Origin of the sequence: Tyzzerella sp. An114, assembly GCF_002161055.1 — a bacterium.
GTDB classification, from domain to species: Bacteria; Bacillota; Clostridia; order Lachnospirales; family Anaerotignaceae; genus Fimicola; species Fimicola cottocaccae.
Genome location: NZ_NFLT01000003.1, coordinates 34,694 through 52,526, shown reverse-complemented (window position 1 = coordinate 52,526; position 17,833 = coordinate 34,694). Strand labels below are relative to the sequence as shown.

The following is a 17,833-nucleotide window of genomic DNA, read 5'->3' as shown; positions in this document are numbered from 1 at the left end:
ATTTATAATGTTTTGTATATAAAAATATAAAAAAAAGCTAAATTTCAGCAAAAAAAGGTTTTTTTCCCAAAAAACCTTTTTTATTTATATTATAATTATAAAATTGTAGTGTATAATATTTTTATATTATTATGAAAAATTACTTCATAAACTATGTTTTTTTTTAATATATTTACAAATCATTATAAAAAGCATAATAATTTTCATCTGTTCGTTCACATCTTATGGTTATTCTATTTCTGCCACTGTAATCACAAGTAAAAAGTGTTAAATCCCAATCACCATAATTCATAGCTTCCACATCATAGCCTTTTATAACTTCAAACTGGGTTGTCTTATACTTATAAACATTTCCATTTACATCAGTAAAAGTAACAATCTCTCCACCTGTAATATCTTCCAATTTGCCAAACTGATTTTTATAATTATGAGCTGATATGATAACATTATCATCATCAAAAGAGCCTTTATATCTACATGGTGAATATTTAAGTCCCTCATAAGTAAACTCACCCATAACCGGCAAACATATGTCTAAAGAAGGTATATCAATAATACCTATATAAATATTACCATCAATAGTGACAGATTGTTCATCATCTTCAAAAGTATCAAGACTTTCAGAAGGTATAACATTTGTTTTAAGAGTTTCAACAACATTTTTTGACACACTATCAGCATTTTTTTGTAAAGCTATATTAAAAACAGTAAAACCTAGGGATATAAATATAAAAATTATCCCTATACTCATAAATATTTTGCCTTTTTTATTTGTCATTTTTACCGTCCTTTTTAGAGAATGTAATATACCAACCATACCCAAAAACTAAAAGTCCTAAGGCTGCAAAAACAGGAATAGGCCATTGTATCATACCTGTCTGTGGCAACTCCTCTTTAGGTGTTTCTGGAGTTTCAGGTGGTACTTCCTCATCTGGAGGCATAGGACCTGTTGGCACAGGTGGCTCCTCAATAGGTACTTCTGGTATATTAGGAGTATCTGGAGGTGTCTCTGGTGGTGTTTCCGGCTCATCTGGTGGTTTTTCTCCCTTTGGTGGAGGTGTATTCGGTATATCCTCTATATAACTGTTTGTTATTTTCAAAAGTGTTTTATTTCCGCTGTATTCAACAGTATATCCATCTGGAACAGTTTTTTCCACAACTTTCCATTCATATTTTTTATTAAGTCTTTTCCACTCATATCTCCAATAATTGTCTTCATCAAGCTCAACAGTATCATAAACTTTACCGTCTTTTAAAAGCTCAACTTCTATCTTTTCTGGGCGTTTTTCTTTGTTTCCGTCATCATTCCAAACTTTTATAACTTCAACATCAATATATGAATTATTTCCGCCCCCTCCCGGCTCATCTTCTGATGACATTTTTGGATAAGCATTTACATCATAAATCCAATTATTATCATCAAGACTTGGAAGTGATATAAGAACTGGGTCACTCTTATAAGTTATATCACCTATTTTTATTGTCTCAAATCTAACAAGATAGAGACCTGTTTTAAGATTTTCAAATAACACTTCACCTTTAGAGTCTGTTTTTTTACTGTCATAATGATTTATATCGTCAGCTTTAACATAAGTATCAAGAGTATTTGCAGCATTTTTCCAACCTGTACTATCAAGGTCATTTATTTTTATTGAATATTTTGAAAAATCTCCTGACAGTGTAAACCTTGCTCCTTCTGATATATCAGCAACTCTGTATATCTTTACATCTGCACTTGACACATAATTTCCGTCTTCTTTATACTGAAGTTTAAGTGAAGATATTTTATCAATGTCAACACGAACTGCCGTAAAAGCTGTGATACACGATAAAACCATAATCAAAGTAAAAATCAGTGTTGATACACATATTTTAAATAATGACTTTATATTCAAGTTCTATTTCCCTCCTTTTCTATTTCGTCTTCTTCTTGAAGTTTCTTTGTTTGAAACTTTATTACTTTTATTATTTTTATCTCTTGTACTCCACAAAAGCCATATAAACAATATAACAAGTATAGGAACAGCAATAACAGGAGCAACCTTTATAGGCTCAATATGATTTGCATCACCTTTAAAAACAAGTTGTTCAATTGTATTTTCATTATATTCTATTCTCTCGCCTCTAACAAGAAGTCTATGACTATTTATTCCATAAGGTGTGCAAGTAATAAGAGTACAATAATCCTTATTTTCCTCTATTTCAAGACCACTTACGTCTTCAGGTTCAACAATAAGTATTCTATCAACTTGATATGCTAAAACATCATCAAGCGTATGTATGAGGAATATATCCCCCTCCTCCATTTTATCTAAATTTGTAAATAATTTAGCAGAAGGTAAACCTCTATGACCTGAAATAGCACAGTGAGTTGAAGGACCACCAACAGGTAGAGATGTTCCCTCAATATGACCGATAGCAACCTGTAAAACCTCATCACTTATTCCATGATATATAGGCAATGACACATTTATAACAGGTATTTCAACATATCCCATAATGCCTGTATCATCTGTACTCAAAATATTTTCATACTCTTTTTTATCACTTTCAGAGAGATAATATCTGTTTGTCTTAGTCAAAAGTCTTTTGTTATATTCATTGGCAGCCTCCCAATAAGCTGTATAATCCTCTTGTGTCATTTTAGATACACTTTCCTCATATGTAGCTATTGCCTTTGACTGTACCCTAGAATTCCACAAATCACTTAATATGGGGTACAGCAGCAGGGAGAGACCCACAAGGAACACCAATATTAATATTTTGTTAGATTTATTTTTCATTATATGCCTCTCCTTGATGCTGTCATTTTTAGGGGGGAAACATTCCCCCCAATGACAGTTTTTTGATAGATATTTAATAAATTTAGGATTTTTAATTTATTGGTGCATTTTTCTTTTTGTGACAAAAACAACAACTGCTCCAACCATAAGAACAATACCACCTATTGTAAATACTCTTGTACCTATACCACCGGTTGAAGGAAGTTCTGTTCCAGTAGTATTTTCAACAGTTACAACAGGAAGAACAACAGAGCTACTTTCTGTTTTGTTTCCATTTATTATATATTCTATATATTTTAAAGCATCTTCATCATTACCGATATAACTATTTCTAAGTTCGTAACCACCTATAAGAGTTAATTCGATAGGCTCCTCAAGAATATTATATCCGTCTGGGGCTTCAATCTCTTTTATGTAATATGTTGTTCCTTCTCCTTCATCAGCTTCAAGACCTATAATATAAACATCTGAACCTTCAATATAATCATTTCCCTTAGGGTCAATTATATAAGCATCCTTGCCATTAACTTTTTCAGCAAGTTTTCTTAATTTTATCTCATTTTTACAATCTTTATCACTGTAAAGTCTAAATTTTGCACCTTCAAGAGGATTTTTGTCCTCATCAACTTTTTTAAGTTCAATTTGGAATGTATAAACAACAACTATATCCTTAGGAGTTTCTCCAGTTCCCTCATCATAAGGATTATTTGAAAATTCAAGATAAACCTCATTTTCATTTCCGTCAACGCCAGAACCGTCATTGGCAATCTCTGCATCTTCATTTAAAATTGCAGAATACTCAACAACAACCTCTGTATTAGGAGTTATAGGAATAACACCACTTGCACCCTCAGCAACTTTAAGGTCATCAAATTTAACTTCAAATGTACAATCATCAGTTGGACTTGTTATAAGCTGATAACCTGATGTTACAACAACATCATCAATTTTTACAACAACACTAGTACTATCAAATGTAAGTCCTTTTTCCATTTTATCATGGAATATATATTTGTATGTTTGGTATGATGATATTTCTGCTGGAACAGTTCCTGTTGATTTGAATTTTACAGTATCCCCTATATCATAATCAGCAACATCATTCCAACCTATATCTGTGCTATCTTCATCCTCAAGAACTTTTTTCTCAACAGTAACATTATCTTTTTTTGTTGTTATTGTAATATCTTTTTTACCTGATGTGTCAAGCATAACAAGAGATGTTGTCTCATTATCTCCTGCATTTGTTATGTCTTCATCAATAAGATAGTAACCTTCATTACTAAATGTAAAAACTCCATTATTTGAAGTGGCATCAGCACTTAAACTTGCTTTTTTAATCTCTTTATAAAGACTATCTGCAAATTGTCTTATATCTTGGTCATTATCTTTAAAAGCTCCTATATATGCAACAATCTCTGAAGATTTTGTTTTACCTGTTACAGTTGTAAGAACTGACTGATATTTTGAATTTACTTTATATCCATAATTATAACACTCTTCTGTATGTTCATGTTCTTGGGAACAATTAAGACTTGTTGTAAGGTCTAAAATCCTATAAGCACCATAAACAGCTCCTGTTGTAGGATTACTTATTGTGACTGTTGACGCAAAAGCTGATACATTAAAAGCAAATACCATAACAATCATCATTACAGTACTTATAATACTTTTGATTTTTTTCATAAAACTTTCCCCTTCTTTCTTTATGTATTAAATAATAAAATAAATTTAATATCAACCCTCTTTCCTGATTTTACTGTTGATAGTTAAAGCACCAACCATAAGTAAAATACCACTTATTGTATAAATATATTTTCCCTCTCCTCCTGTTTGAGGAAGTTCAGGTGTAACAAAATGATTTACTATTTTATATAAATCATTTTCAGGGTTTGAAGGATTGCTATTAATTTTTTCTGCCTCAATAACTCCAAGAGGACCTTCTGGACTTTCAACAAACTTAACTTCAAGTTTATTTGTGTCTTTATTCTCTACTATCTCTATTTTCCAAGGATTTTCAGGTTTTTCATATCCTGCAAGAGTTTCTGTCTCATAAAGCAAATATTTTCCTCTTGATAAATTATCAAAAACAGCTTTTCCGTTAGTATCAGTTGTAATTGTTTTTATAGGGTCTCCAAGTTGGTTCCAGCTATCATCAGCCTTATAAAGTTTAAATACAACACCATAAAGAGGAGAGTCTGTCTCATCAACCTTTATAATATCAAAACCAGCTGACTTAAATTTATTTATAACAGTTATTGTTCCTGACAAAACACCATCAGATGAAACACTATAAGAAACTTCAAAGCCATCAGGTACATTTAATTCTTCAACATAATAATATATTCTGTTTCCGTTACTATCAAATTTAAGAAGGTCATTCCAACTGTATTTCCATTGATTTTCTTCTGAAAGTCTTACAGTTTCAACTAACTCACCAGTCAAAGCTCCCTGTATTTTTCTCATAAGATTTACTTCTATATATTCAACAGGTGCTTCTATTTCCTCCCCACTTTCATTCTGCCATTTTTTCTCTACCATAATAGCAGCATTTTCATTTTCAAAGTATATACTTCCGCCAACTTCTGTGAAATAATTTACATCTTCAACAGGAATACCAGCTTTTTCAACTGTTTCTCTCATACTGTTTTTAACGTCCTGTATACTTCCTTTTCCAACAGTAAAATATGCATAGGCAGGACTTATTATTTGATAACCGTCAGGAGGTGCTATCTCCTCAATCATATAAAGTGTATTTTCTTTTATGATACTGTCATTGTCATCAATATTGAATATAATTTCACCCTTATTGTCAGTTGTATATTCATCTCCAACATCAATCCAACTATTTGAACTTAAATCATATTCTTTTATTTTAAATTTAGCCCCCGGAAGAACTATTGACATATTTTCGCTGTCAACTTTTTTAATTACAACTCTTGATTTTATAGCAGAGGCAATTGATTTTGATGTATCAAATATAATACTATCTTCATCTTCAACATTACCTACACCAACAAGATTAGCCTTATTAAGTATCTCAAAAGTTTCCTGATTTGATACAGGATTTACAAAATACTCATACTCTAATATACAAGGAGTTTCATCTGGAACAGTGACTTCAAGTTTTCTTAATTTTGAGTCATAAGATACAGAATACTCGTCCTTTGAAATCTCATTACCTTTATGGTTAGGTAATGAAGAGTCATAGCGATATAATTTGACTGTTTCAGAAATAAGACTTATATCTTTTATTTCTGTTTCATCAATTTCAATAGTATCAATAAGTTTAAGAACGTGTTCATCAGTTAAAAGGTCATCACCAGAAGGATTTATTGTAACATTATATTTTATTCTGTTACCTTCTCCCTCAGGTCCTTGTTCTCCTATTTTCATTATTACAATATCTTCACGTTTAACAGTTTGAGTTATGCTTGTCTCATATCCGTCAGTAATTACAATATTTTCATAACCCTTTTCACTATTAGCTGCATTATCCCAAAAACTATCCTCATCAAATGAAAGAGAGTATTTCACTGTAAATTCAAATTTATTCTGTCCCTGTCTAAATTTAAACTCAACTTTATTCTTATCCTCATCATAACTAAAATCAGCTATATCATTTACATCATAAGTTGAACCATCAATATGTATTGTATTAGACTCGCTTCCATCTGAAAGTACAAAACTGAACTTACAATCACTACTATTGAATTTAGTTCCCTCTGGAAGTGTATCTGTAACAGTTATATCTCCGCTCTTATCTTTTCCCGAATTTACAATAAGTTTGTAGTAGAGTTTTCTATCGCTCTTATCAAAGTCAACTTTCATATTTCCAACTGTATATTGAATATCTCCGTTTTCATCAACATATCCAGGAACTTTCTTTACAGGGGCTATTTTTTCATAATCGTGAGTGCTCTCAACATTATGAGTATTTTCACCTATAACAACATTACCCTTATTTACAAATGTAAAGTTTTCACCTTCTGGTATTTCAGAATAATCAGCATATGTATAATATGTAAGCTCAATTCTTTCAAAAGAGTTATCAATATCAGTTTTAAATATAACTTTAAAGCTCTTAACATCATCTTCTTCAGATTTACAAATATTACCCTTGGCATCATAATATTCAACAGAATATTCATTTGATTTTAATGATACAGACCTTCCGTCACTTGTAACTTTTTTAATATCAAGCATATTTATACTTTCATCAGCTTTTGTCCAAAGGTATTCTCCCATTGTGTCGGTATACTCAAATTTTGTATCCTTTGTTATACCATTTTCAGGAAGATATATTGTTGTTTTCCACTGATATTCTTCTCCGCTTTCAGTTCCCCAACCATCATATATAGGTTTGTAATTTCCCAAAAATTCTTTTTTAAGACCACTGTTATTATTATACTTTACAGTATAATCAGAAGAATATGTGTCATTATCCTTTATAAGTTCAGCTTTATTTGTATATTCCTTATAAGCTCCCTGTGGTATATCATCAGACACAGCAGTTCTGAATGTTACTGTATACCAGTCATTAGAGCCTTCTGGGAAAGTATAAGGAAATTCTTTTATAGTAACAGAAGTATTATCGCTATTATTCTTTATCTCAATATCTCCTGTAACATAGAGACCTTCTGGAAGATGGTCATATACAGTATAACCACTTATGTCTCTTAAATCTTTATTTATATCTATTATCCAAACAATAGAATTGTTCTTCATATCCTGATAACCTGTTTTTTCAATCATCTTTTTACTTAAAAAGAATTCAAAAACAGCTTCTCTTGTATCCTCTCCACTTGTTACAGAGGCAGTATTTTTTATTATAATCTCTCCGTTACCTTCGCCACTTTCACTTACAGGAGTATGTGTTATTGTATATTTTATATCGTATTTTTCACCAGCTTCTAAAGGTGCAAGTCCATTGATAGTGAATGAACCTGATGATATTTTATCCTGTGGAGGATTTATTGTTACAGTATATAATCCAGTAACATTTTCTGTAACACCATAAGCATTTGTTTTTATTATCTGAAAACTTCCATCATTATATGATATACCTAATTTTCCAAAACTAAATGTATCTGTAATATTTATACTATCATTTGTACCATTTTCAGAGCTTATTGTGACAGTATAATTCACAGTATTATTTTCACCTTGAACACCACTTTTTGAAACTGTGAAATCCTTTTTAACAGGTTTAGGGCCTACATTTACAGCTTCACCGTCAAAGCCAAAATCTATTTCATATCCACCTTCACCATCTTCTTTTTCCATTTTACCTTGGAAACTTACATCTCCTCTGAAACTTTCACCATCTTTTATAAAAGCATCATAGAATTTTATAAGTATAAGTCCGTCATCTGTTATCCAATAGTTTCCAACCTCAATAGGATTAAATGAACTGTCATAGCTTAAAACTTTTCCCTCCATATCAGCATTAGGAATAAGTCCCTCTGGTATCTGATATTTTATATAAGGATTTTCAACAGTAACTTCATCTTTAGGTACTTTATACTCTATAATACAACGTACAATATCCCCAAAATATATATCAGTAGCATCAATCCAAGTATCTCCATCTTTTTTCTGTATTTTTACATCTGTAATCCAATCTGTAAAATCCTTTGCTATGTCAGCACCCTCAGGAGAATTTTTAGCCATAAAACTCATTAACATTGAAACACCTTTATTTACAAGGGATTGTTCCTCATCAAAAGAAGGTTTATAGGCAAGGGCAAAACTTTCATCTTCTTCATGATTTTCCATATCATTTTCAAAATCATAGTCTCCTAAAGATGGTCTTTCCTCATCAGGTCTACCACCACCGCCACCGCCGGCTACTTCTTCGTCATAACACTCATCTGTATGAGTATGTTCTTCTTTATCACATATAAGTTTTGTTTCATAACATTCATCTGTATGACCAGAAGGTGTAGTTATTTGTCCAACTTCTCCTTCAATTGATTTTTCAGGAACAAAACAAGAGCTGTCATGTTGATGTTTTACGGCTTCAATATGACCACAATTTAATTCACCATCTAAATAACATTCATCTGTATGTTTATGTTCAAATATTTCATCTTGTCCACATACAGGAACAAGTTTTGTATTATAACAACTGTCATCATGAACATGACCTTCTATTTCTGTATCCTCTTGACATACAATAACTTTTTCTGTTGTATAACAATTTTCATCATGACTATGACCTTCCGACTCATCCATGCCACAAATAACATTTCCTTCTTCATCATAACAACTGTCATCATGGCTATGACCTTCCGACTCATCTTCTGTACAAGTGAGAACTTTATCCTCTGCATAACAGCTATCATCATGAACATGAGCCAAACTTTCTTCAATATCACATACAAGCTCTTTTTCCTCAGCAAAACAACTATCATCATGAATATGTTCAGAAACCTCATCAAGGTTACATATAAGTTCTCCATTATCATTATAACAATTAGAATCATGGGTATGTATGACAACACCTTCATGTTCACATATAATACTTCCTGCTTCTAAATGGTCGGGATTATTACATTTCAAAACTCTCTCATAGCATTGACCTGTATGTATATGTTCCTCAATACCACATTTAGGTTTTTCTGCTGTTATAGCTGGAAAAGCAAGAACATAAAAAGTTGATGCCAAAACTATAAAAGATAGTAAAGACAAAAGAGCAAATTTTCTCCTTCGCTTAATTTTAGTATTATAAAGTTGTTTTACCATTTTATCCAAATTCCAATTCAAAATATGCCACCTGCCCCTGTAATTATAATTTATTTAACAAACCCAAAATTTGAAAAAGGCCATATCCTAAAAACCACCTTTCCTATAACTTGCTCACTTGACACAGTTCCAATAACATCAGAACGACTGTCAACAGAAGTTGAACGGTGGTCTCCCAAAACAAACCACCTATTATCCGGAACTTGATAAGGAAAATTTGTGGTACATTCACCTTTTGTTTTATCTTTAACATAAGGTTCCAAAATTTCTTCATTATCTATATAAACAGTTCCATCTTCAGCTATATCAACCCATTCCCCCGGTGAACCTATGGCTCTTTTTAAAAGTATTTTATTATTAAAATAAAAGGCTATAATATCACCACTTTCAAAATCATTTGTTTTTATTGCAACAACCATTTCATCTTCATTTAAAGAAGGTGTCATACTATTGCCTTGTATTTTTAAAACCGAAAAGAAAAAGGTTGAAAATATTATTGCTAATGCTGCCACAACAATAAGAACCCATATAGTTCCTCTCATTGCTTTTCCATAGGCTTTTCTATATTCAAGCCTTTCAAGCTCTTTGTCTATCTGTTCAATAGTTGGCCTATCAGAAAACTTTTTATTTTCTATGTCATTTTTTTTCATTAAAGTTACCTTTTATCTTTCTGAACTATATAAAATTACATTTACCATTTTAAATTATTTTTAAGCTCATATTCTCTGAGCCATTTTTGGATTTCATCTATATCCTCTGATTGATTTTCATTTGAATTTAAAAATATATTTTCTTTAATTGATTGGTCTTGATTATTTATATCAAGTTTTTGATTAAAATCAAATTGTGGAATAAATTCATCAGATATTTCTTGTAAATTATTACTATTTTTGTTTTCATTTTCAATATTTAAAATAATATTTTTATTTTTATAATTTTCTAATGATTTAGATTTAATATTATTTTCAATATTTTTAATACTCATAATATATTGGTCAGCAACTTCTTGAGCTTTCTCAAATATACCACTTAATTTCAATGATGCTTCTGCAATAGAACCACATTCTTTTATTGTAATATTCGTATTTTCAATATCTTTTTCAAGTTTCTGTATATATTCTTTTAACTCAGAAATCTCTTTTTCCTGTTCCCTTATAATAAGAAGAAGTTGGGCTCTGCTAAGTTTACGCACTTCTTTATCAATCATAAATCCTTCTCCTGTAATTATATTTCCATAAAAATATGTAATTATTTTAATAAAAATAATTATATTAGTAACATTTTTATAATTTCATATAGTATAATACCATATAAAAATGTTACTTACAACCAAATTATAATAAAATGTAATTAAAAAACAAATTATATTACAAAATAGCAAAAAAATAACAGGGTAAAAACCCTGTATATTTCAAAATATATCATTAAATATTTTTTCAGTCTCATATTTTACACGTTTTTCAAATTCTCTGTATTTCAAAAGAATTTCTCGTCCTTCATCTGATAAAAGAGAACCACCTCCCGAAACTCCTCCTCTTTTACCTAAAACCAACTCAAAGCCCAAAGCCTTTTCAGACTCTTTAAGTATCTTCCAAGCCTTACTATATGCAATATTCATACTTTTAGCAGCTTTATGCAAAGAGCCATCTCTGTCTATATTTTCAAGAAGCTCGGCTATTCCCGGACCAAAGGCTTTTTCTCCCTTAAATATTCTTATTGATATTTTAACTTCCATATCATCATATTTCATAAATAAACACCGCCTGAAATTTTGTTTATTTAATTTTATAACCAAAATTCAAGAGTATCAACAGAATTATATATATTTATGAAAAAATCCATCATTTACGCAATAAACATAAAAATATCCATGACCTTGTTTTTTAAATCTTAAATGTATTTCCTGTTCAGGATAAAGTTTTATAAATTGCATTTTATCAGATGTTATATATATAACAAATGATATATAATGACTTTTAGTCATTTCATGGTTCATTGTTACATAATACTCACCATCAGAAAATTCTATATTAAAATCATGGTCACTATCCTCAGCTTTTTTACTTTGAAGATTTTCAAGTTTTTTACCGCAACAATATATATCAGCTATATTTGCTGATGTTATAATATTACCACACTCAGTACATACATAAAATTTTGTTTTTTTCATATTTCCTTCCTCCCTATCATTTATATCAGCATCACCTTTCAAAATTTCTTTTATATTTACACCAAGTATCTCAGAAAGCTCTCTTAATAGAGAAATATCAGGAGAGCCTGCTCCAGTTTCCCATTTTGAAACAGTTTTAGGACTTATATTCATTTTTTCAGCAATATCCCTTTGAGTCATTCCCTTTTCAGTTCTCAACTTTTTTATAAAAATTCCGGTCTTTTTACAGTCCATAAAATCACCTCGAAAAAAATATACATTAAACAATATAAATTTTCAATCCACTATTCGTATACATACTGTTTTATAATATTATAAAATATTTCAGAAAATAATAATATTATTGTTGCAAAAATATGAGAATAATGGTATAGTATTAAACAGTCTGTTTAAAAATAGATTATAACAAAAAGCCGAATTTAAAAGCATATTTTGCGTTATATATGTGTTTTGTGTTTAATAGTTTATTATGCTTTTCGATTTGGCATTTTTAAAAATCGGAAAGGAAAAAATATAAATGGAAACTTTAAAATTTGAAGAAATGAATTTGTCTCCTGAAATATGTCGTGCTGTTGCAGACATGGGTTTTGAGGAGGCAACACCAATACAGTCTCAGGCAATATCAGTTATTATGGAAGGAAAAGACGTTATAGGTCAGTCCCAGACAGGAACAGGAAAAACAGCCGCTTTTGGTATACCTTGCCTCGAAATGATAGACCCTGATGACAGAAAACTCCAAGCTGTAATACTTTGTCCTACAAGAGAACTTGCAATACAGGTAAGTGAAGAATTTAGAAAACTTCTCAAATACAAAGACAGTATAAGAGTTGTACCTATATATGGTGGTCAGCCAATAGATAGACAGATTACAGCATTAAAAAAAGGTGCTCAAGTTATAATAGGAACACCAGGAAGAGTTATGGATCATATGAAACGCCGTACTCTTAAAATGGAAACTGTAAAAATGGTTATACTTGATGAAGCTGATGAAATGCTTGATATGGGATTTAGAGAGGACATTGAAACAATACTTATTAAAATCCCACCAGAAAGACAAACAGTTCTTTTCTCTGCCACACTCTCAAAAGAGATACTTGATATTACAAAGAGATTTTTGACAGAGCCTGAGTATATAAAAGTAATAAGAAAAGAGCTTACAGTTCCAAGTATAGACCAGATTTATTTTGATGTTAAAGAGAAAACAAAACTTGACGCTTTGACACGTCTTATGGATATGTATAATCCAAAACTTGCCCTTGTATTCTGTAACACTAAAAAACGTGTTGATGAGGTTGTAGAGCTTTTACAGGGACGAGGATATTTTGCAGAAGGTCTCCATGGTGACCTAAAACAGCCTCAGCGTGATATGGTAATGAAAAAATTCAGAAACGGTACAATAGAAATACTTGTTGCAACAGACGTTGCTGCAAGGGGAATTGACGTTGATGATATTGACATGGTTATAAACTATGATATACCACAAGATGAAGAATATTATGTTCATCGTATAGGACGTACAGGACGTGCAGGAAGAACAGGACGTGCCTTTACATTCTGTGTAGGAAAAGAAATATACAAACTTCGTGATATAATGAAGTATACAAAAACAAAAATTATACAGCAGAAACTTCCTACTCTCACAGACATTGAGGAAGCAAAAACAAACAATTTCATAGAACAGATAAAAACAACTATTGAAGAAGGTCATTTGTCAAAATATATCAATATTGTTGAAAATATGATTTCAGATGACTTTGCAGCAATAGATATTGCAGCAGCTTTGATGAAAATGAACCTTTCAGACTTCGGTGGAGACTCTCTTGATGCCATTGATGATATAAATTTTGACGGCTGTGATGCTTACGGCGACAGTGGTGAAAAAACAGTAAGACTTTTCATAAATGCAGGTAAAAAACAGAAAATACGTACAAAAGACATACTTGGAGCAATAGCTGGAGAAACTGGAGTTCCAGGAAAAGTTATAGGTGCAATAGATATTTATGACGATTACACTTTTGTTGATGTACCTCACGAATATGCAAAAGATATTATAAAGGGTATGAAAAACAACAAAATAAAAGGTAAAAAAATAAATATTGAAATAGCTAAAAAATCAAAAGGCAAAAAATAATTAAAAAAAGGATAAGACAAAAGTCTTATCCTTTTTTATTTTATCTATTATGATGTCTTCCTTGCTGATATCCTGCTCCTTTTTGAGCTGTAACATTTATATTTGTACAATTTTTATGCTGACGTACTCCATCATTATTATACTGACATACACCATCATTTACACAATTTTCATACTGGCATATTCCATCATACTGACAAACTCCGTCATTTACACAATTTTCATACTGACAAATACCATTATTTACACAGTTATTTTTATACTCTCTAACACACTGACCGTAAACAGTACTACCTATTATTAATGTAACAGCTGATACAGCAATAATTTTTGATAAAATACTTTTCATATAAACACCTCCTTTATTTTATTATATCACTCTTTCCAATCTTTTCTATAAACTTAATATCTTTTTTTGAAAGTTCAGCATTTTTAATAAGGTCAGGACGTTTTTCTATTGTTCTTATAATAGACTGTTCCCTCCTCCATTTGGCAATATTACCATGATGACCGGATAAAAGAACATCAGGAACTTTTTTACCCATAAATTCAGCAGGTCTTGTATATTGAGGATACTCCAAAAGATTATCTGAAAAACTCTCATCTTGGAAGGACTCCTCTTTTCCCAAAACACCAGGAACAAGACGAGATATAGCATCAATCATCATAATAGAAGCAAGTTCTCCACCAGTAAGAACAAAATCACCAATAGAAACCTCATCTGTCACAATCTCCTCTATAACTCTCTCATCAATGCCCTCATAGTGACCACACAAAAATATTATATTTTCTTCCTTAGAAAAATCCTCAGCCATTTTCTGATTAAAAGTTTTTCCCTGGGGTGTCATATACACAACACGAGTATTTTTCCCCGCCTTTTGTTCAATACTCTTATAAGCATCATACACAGGCTGTGGCTGCATAACCATTCCAGCACCACCGCCATAAGGATAATCGTCAACGTGTTTCTGTTTATTTTTTGAAAAATCACGTATATTTACAGCCTCAATATTTATTTTGCCATCTTTTATAGCTCTTCCTGTTATACTATGAGAAAGAGTATCTGTTATCATTTCAGGAAAAAGTGTTAAAACAAAGAAATTCATCAGTTTCTCAACCCTTCTAAAAGTTTAACTGTCATTTTATTATTTTCAGTATCTACATTTAAAATACAATCTTTTATAGCAGGTATAAGGAGTTCTTTTTCTCCCTCTTTTCTCACACCGTAAACATCATTAGCACCTGTCTCATATATTTCAGATAATATTCCCAAAAATTCTCCTTCGTCTGTATATACTTCCATGTCGTAAAGGTCTCTTGTATAATATTCATTGTCCTCAAGAGGAATAGCTTGTTCCTCTGGAATTAATATTGTAGCATTTTTATATGTCTCTGCTACATTTATATCATTAATCTCTTTAACTGTAACAAGAACAAATTTTTTATGGTAAGCTATTTTCTGTATATGGAAAACTTCAATTTTACCTCTATTTTCAACAGTTATCTCTTTTAAAAGTTCAAATCTTTCTGGCTGTTCTGTTGTAGGGAAAACTCTGAATGTGCCCTTAATACCATGAGTACCTGTAATTTTTCCTATCTCAAAATATTTATCCAATATATTCACCTCTAATCAATAATAGTAAAACAAATAAAAATAAATAAAAAAATGAGGTTACCATAAGGCAACCCCATATTTAAACTCTGTATTACTGAACAATTTCAACGATAATTTTTTTATCTTCATGAATTGCCGCAGCTTTTACAACAGTTCTGATTGCTTTAGCAATTCTTCCCTGTTTTCCTATAACTTTTCCCATATCCTCAGGGGCTACTTTAAGTTCAAGAACAAGAGCTTTTTCAGTCTCATTCTCAGTAACAGTAACCTTCTCAGGACAATCAACGAGGTTCCTTGCGATTACCTCTAAAAGTTCTTTCATAGTAATCTCCTCCAATTAGTTTGAAGAAATCAACAATTACTCAGCAATAACTCCTGCTTTCTTTAATAAAGCTTTAGCTGTGTCTGAAGGCTGAGCACCGTTTGCTAACCATTTGTTTGCTTCTTCTGAATCAACTTTTAATACAGCTGGTTCTTTAGTTGGGTCATAGTATCCGATTTCAGCGATTGATTTACCATTTCTTGCTGTTCTTGAATCTGCAACAACTATTCTATAGAATGGTGCTTTTTTAGCTCCTAATCTTTTTAATCTAATTCTTACTGCCATTTTAAAATTCCTCCTAAAAATATTAATTATTTATTATCTTTTTTATTTTATCTTAAAAAAGGAAGTTTGAATTTTCCTTTTTTACCCTTTTGTAAATCTCCCAACTGCTTCATCATTTTTTTCATTTCCTCAAACTGTTTGAGCAATCGGTTTACTTCAGCGATATTTCTACCACTCCCCTGTGCAATACGTTTCTTTCTAGGTCCATTAAGTATAGAAGGGTTTCTTCTCTCCTCAATAGTCATAGACTGTATAATTGCTTCAACATGGTTCAAAACTTTAGGGTCAAGTTCTGTATCAGGTATATTCATTTGGTTCATACCTGGTATCATACCAATAAGGTCTTTTAAAGGTCCCATTTTTTTGACCTGCTGCATCTGTGAAAGAAAATCCTCTAAAGTGAAGTCATTTTCTCTCATTTTCTTTTGAAGCTCCATAGCTTGCTTCTCGTCAAAGTTTGCCTGAGCCTTATCTATAAGAGAAAGTATATCTCCCATACCAAGTATTCTTGAAGCCATTCTATCAGGATAGAAAGGCTCTAAATCTTCAAGTTTTTCACCCATACCTACATACTTAATAGGCTTTCCTGTAACATGTCTTACAGAAAGAGCAGCACCGCCTCTTGTATCGCCATCAAGTTTTGTAAGTATTATACCGTCAACACCAAGCTGTGTATCAAAACTTTCAGCAACCGTAACAGCGTCCTGACCTGTCATAGCATCAACCACAAGTATAATTTCCTGTGGTCTTACGGCTGATTTTATATTTTTAAGCTCGTCCATCAATTCTTCATTGATATGGAGACGACCTGCCGTGTCAATAAGTATTACATCATGTTTGTTTTTCTCTGCATATTCAAGAGATTTTGTTGCTATCTCAACAGGATTAACTTTATCTCCCATTTCGAAAACAGGTATATCATAAGTTTTTCCTACAATTTGAAGCTGTTTAATAGCAGCCGGTCTGTAAACGTCACAGGCAACCAAAAGAGGTTTTTTGCCCTGTTTTCTCAAAAGTCCGGCAAGCTTACCGCTTGTTGTAGTTTTACCGGCACCCTGCAAACCAACCATCATATAAATTGTTGGTGGACGATTTGCAAAAGTGAGTTTGCTTTGGGTAGTACCCATAAGCTCAATCATTTCTTCATTAACAATTTTTATAACCTGCTGTCCCGGATTAAGTCCTTCAAGAACTTCACTTCCAACAGCTCTTTCTGTCACTTTTTTAATAAAAGATTTTACAATTTTAAAGTTAACATCAGCCTCGAGCAAAGCAATTTTGACTTCTCTCATGGCGGACTTAACATCGTCCTCAGTAAGTTTTCCTTTACTTCTAAGCTGTTTGAAAACTTCTTGGAGTTTTCCTGATAAACCTTCAAATGCCATAAATCACCCTCCTAGTTAGCAAAGTATATCATCTGCTAATTTTTTAATATCCTCTATACAATTAAGCATATTACGGGGCACTTCAAATTTATTCTCAATATCTTCAACAATATTTTTGATTTTAGCAACAGACTCTTTGTGTATCATAAATTTTTCAACAAGATTGAGTTTTTCCTCATAACCTTTCAAAATTTTCTCTGTTCTTTTAAGCTGGTCTCTCACAGCCTGACGGCTTATATTAAGCTCCTCTCCAATCTCGGAGAGAGATAAATCTTCATCATAATACATATGATATATTGTTTTTTGTTTATCTGTCAAAAGCTCGCCGTAAAAATCAAAAAGTAGTGAAATCTGTAATAAACTATCCATATTTCATCTCTCCCTTTTTAAAGGGT

At 31.5% G+C, this 17,833-nt stretch carries 17 protein-coding genes; 1 reads left to right on the top strand and 16 read right to left on the bottom strand.

Annotated features, from left to right (window positions below):
* Positions 1 to 172: 172 nt before the first annotated feature.
* The 9 genes from B5E58_RS03475 to B5E58_RS03435 form a co-directional block, all read right to left on the bottom strand.
* Positions 173 to 778 carry a sortase gene (locus tag B5E58_RS03475; protein WP_158097655.1) on the bottom strand — a complete coding sequence of 202 codons (606 nt, stop codon included), beginning with the start codon at positions 776 to 778 and terminating at the stop codon, positions 173 to 175.
* Complete coding sequence (locus B5E58_RS03470) at positions 768 to 1,895, bottom strand: Cna B-type domain-containing protein (RefSeq protein WP_088108301.1); 1,128 nt, start codon at positions 1,893 to 1,895, stop codon at positions 768 to 770. The genes B5E58_RS03475 and B5E58_RS03470 overlap by 11 nt, the downstream gene beginning before the upstream one ends.
* Before the next feature lie 3 nt (positions 1,896 to 1,898).
* Entirely contained in the window at positions 1,899 to 2,783 is an 885-nt protein-coding gene (locus B5E58_RS03465; protein ID WP_242956586.1) for a class C sortase, read from the bottom strand.
* Between the two features lie 96 nt (positions 2,784 to 2,879).
* Complete coding sequence (locus tag B5E58_RS03460) at positions 2,880 to 4,469, bottom strand: SpaH/EbpB family LPXTG-anchored major pilin (protein ID WP_088108299.1); 1,590 nt, start codon at positions 4,467 to 4,469, stop codon at positions 2,880 to 2,882.
* Positions 4,470 to 4,520: 51 nt separating this feature from the next.
* On the bottom strand, positions 4,521 to 9,551 hold the full coding sequence (locus B5E58_RS03455; RefSeq protein WP_088108298.1) for a SpaA isopeptide-forming pilin-related protein: 5,031 nt from the start codon (positions 9,549 to 9,551) through the stop codon (positions 4,521 to 4,523).
* Positions 9,552 to 9,580: 29 nt separating this feature from the next.
* Positions 9,581 to 10,180, bottom strand: coding sequence for a signal peptidase I (gene lepB / locus B5E58_RS03450; RefSeq protein ID WP_088108297.1), 600 nt, complete (start codon positions 10,178 to 10,180; stop codon positions 9,581 to 9,583).
* Positions 10,181 to 10,221: 41 nt separating this feature from the next.
* Positions 10,222 to 10,737 (bottom strand): hypothetical protein, encoded by a 516-nt coding sequence (locus B5E58_RS03445; RefSeq protein WP_088108296.1) that lies wholly within the window; start codon positions 10,735 to 10,737, stop codon positions 10,222 to 10,224.
* Between the two features lie 204 nt (positions 10,738 to 10,941).
* Positions 10,942 to 11,280: a winged helix-turn-helix domain-containing protein gene (locus tag B5E58_RS03440; RefSeq protein WP_088108295.1), complete on the bottom strand. Its 339-nt coding sequence runs from the start codon at positions 11,278 to 11,280 to the stop codon at positions 10,942 to 10,944.
* Between the two features lie 66 nt (positions 11,281 to 11,346).
* Positions 11,347 to 11,934 (bottom strand): helix-turn-helix domain-containing protein, encoded by a 588-nt coding sequence (locus B5E58_RS03435; protein WP_088108294.1) that lies wholly within the window; start codon positions 11,932 to 11,934, stop codon positions 11,347 to 11,349.
* 283 nt (positions 11,935 to 12,217) lie between these two features.
* Between B5E58_RS03435 and B5E58_RS03430 the strand changes: the two genes are divergently transcribed.
* On the top strand, positions 12,218 to 13,831 hold the full coding sequence (locus tag B5E58_RS03430; RefSeq protein ID WP_088108293.1) for a DEAD/DEAH box helicase: 1,614 nt from the start codon (positions 12,218 to 12,220) through the stop codon (positions 13,829 to 13,831).
* Between the two features lie 40 nt (positions 13,832 to 13,871).
* On the opposite strand, the gene B5E58_RS03425 is transcribed toward B5E58_RS03430, so the two are convergent.
* From B5E58_RS03425 to ylxM, 7 genes are all read right to left on the bottom strand, one after another.
* Positions 13,872 to 14,180, bottom strand: coding sequence for a hypothetical protein (locus tag B5E58_RS03425; RefSeq protein ID WP_088108292.1), 309 nt, complete (start codon positions 14,178 to 14,180; stop codon positions 13,872 to 13,874).
* A 13-nt stretch (positions 14,181 to 14,193) separates the two neighbouring features.
* Entirely contained in the window at positions 14,194 to 14,937 is a 744-nt protein-coding gene (trmD, locus tag B5E58_RS03420) for a tRNA (guanosine(37)-N1)-methyltransferase TrmD (RefSeq protein ID WP_088108291.1), read from the bottom strand.
* A complete protein-coding gene (rimM, locus tag B5E58_RS03415) occupies positions 14,937 to 15,446 on the bottom strand; it encodes a ribosome maturation factor RimM (protein WP_088108290.1) in 510 nt (169 codons plus the stop codon). The genes trmD and rimM overlap by 1 nt, the downstream gene beginning before the upstream one ends.
* 91 nt (positions 15,447 to 15,537) lie before the next feature.
* Entirely contained in the window at positions 15,538 to 15,768 is a 231-nt protein-coding gene (locus tag B5E58_RS03410) for a KH domain-containing protein (RefSeq protein ID WP_088108289.1), read from the bottom strand.
* Positions 15,769 to 15,804: 36 nt separating this feature from the next.
* Positions 15,805 to 16,053 carry a 30S ribosomal protein S16 gene (gene rpsP / locus B5E58_RS03405; RefSeq protein ID WP_088108288.1) on the bottom strand — a complete coding sequence of 83 codons (249 nt, stop codon included), beginning with the start codon at positions 16,051 to 16,053 and terminating at the stop codon, positions 15,805 to 15,807.
* Positions 16,054 to 16,100: 47 nt separating this feature from the next.
* On the bottom strand, positions 16,101 to 17,438 hold the full coding sequence (gene ffh / locus B5E58_RS03400) for a signal recognition particle protein (protein ID WP_088108287.1): 1,338 nt from the start codon (positions 17,436 to 17,438) through the stop codon (positions 16,101 to 16,103).
* Between the two features lie 15 nt (positions 17,439 to 17,453).
* Complete coding sequence (gene ylxM, locus B5E58_RS03395; protein ID WP_088108286.1) at positions 17,454 to 17,807, bottom strand: YlxM family DNA-binding protein; 354 nt, start codon at positions 17,805 to 17,807, stop codon at positions 17,454 to 17,456.
* Positions 17,808 to 17,833: the final 26 nt, after the last annotated feature.

What these genes read in the sequence shown, in the direction of transcription:
- B5E58_RS03475 (WP_158097655.1), bottom strand. Translation starts at nt 778, where the DNA reads ATGACAAATAAAAAAGGCAAAATATTTATGAGTATAGGGATAATTTTT.
- B5E58_RS03465 (WP_242956586.1), bottom strand. Translation starts at nt 2,783, where the DNA reads ATGAAAAATAAATCTAACAAAATATTAATATTGGTGTTCCTTGTGGGT.
- B5E58_RS03460 (WP_088108299.1), bottom strand. Translation starts at nt 4,469, where the DNA reads ATGAAAAAAATCAAAAGTATTATAAGTACTGTAATGATGATTGTTATG.
- lepB (WP_088108297.1), bottom strand. Translation starts at nt 10,180, where the DNA reads ATGAAAAAAAATGACATAGAAAATAAAAAGTTTTCTGATAGGCCAACT.
- B5E58_RS03445 (WP_088108296.1), bottom strand. Translation starts at nt 10,737, where the DNA reads ATGATTGATAAAGAAGTGCGTAAACTTAGCAGAGCCCAACTTCTTCTT.
- B5E58_RS03440 (WP_088108295.1), bottom strand. Translation starts at nt 11,280, where the DNA reads ATGAAATATGATGATATGGAAGTTAAAATATCAATAAGAATATTTAAG.
- B5E58_RS03435 (WP_088108294.1), bottom strand. Translation starts at nt 11,934, where the DNA reads ATGGACTGTAAAAAGACCGGAATTTTTATAAAAAAGTTGAGAACTGAA.
- B5E58_RS03430 (WP_088108293.1), top strand. Translation starts at nt 12,218, where the DNA reads ATGGAAACTTTAAAATTTGAAGAAATGAATTTGTCTCCTGAAATATGT.
- B5E58_RS03425 (WP_088108292.1), bottom strand. Translation starts at nt 14,180, where the DNA reads ATGAAAAGTATTTTATCAAAAATTATTGCTGTATCAGCTGTTACATTA.
- trmD (WP_088108291.1), bottom strand. Translation starts at nt 14,937, where the DNA reads ATGAATTTCTTTGTTTTAACACTTTTTCCTGAAATGATAACAGATACT.
- B5E58_RS03410 (WP_088108289.1), bottom strand. Translation starts at nt 15,768, where the DNA reads ATGAAAGAACTTTTAGAGGTAATCGCAAGGAACCTCGTTGATTGTCCT.
- rpsP (WP_088108288.1), bottom strand. Translation starts at nt 16,053, where the DNA reads ATGGCAGTAAGAATTAGATTAAAAAGATTAGGAGCTAAAAAAGCACCA.
- ffh (WP_088108287.1), bottom strand. Translation starts at nt 17,438, where the DNA reads ATGGCATTTGAAGGTTTATCAGGAAAACTCCAAGAAGTTTTCAAACAG.
- ylxM (WP_088108286.1), bottom strand. Translation starts at nt 17,807, where the DNA reads ATGGATAGTTTATTACAGATTTCACTACTTTTTGATTTTTACGGCGAG.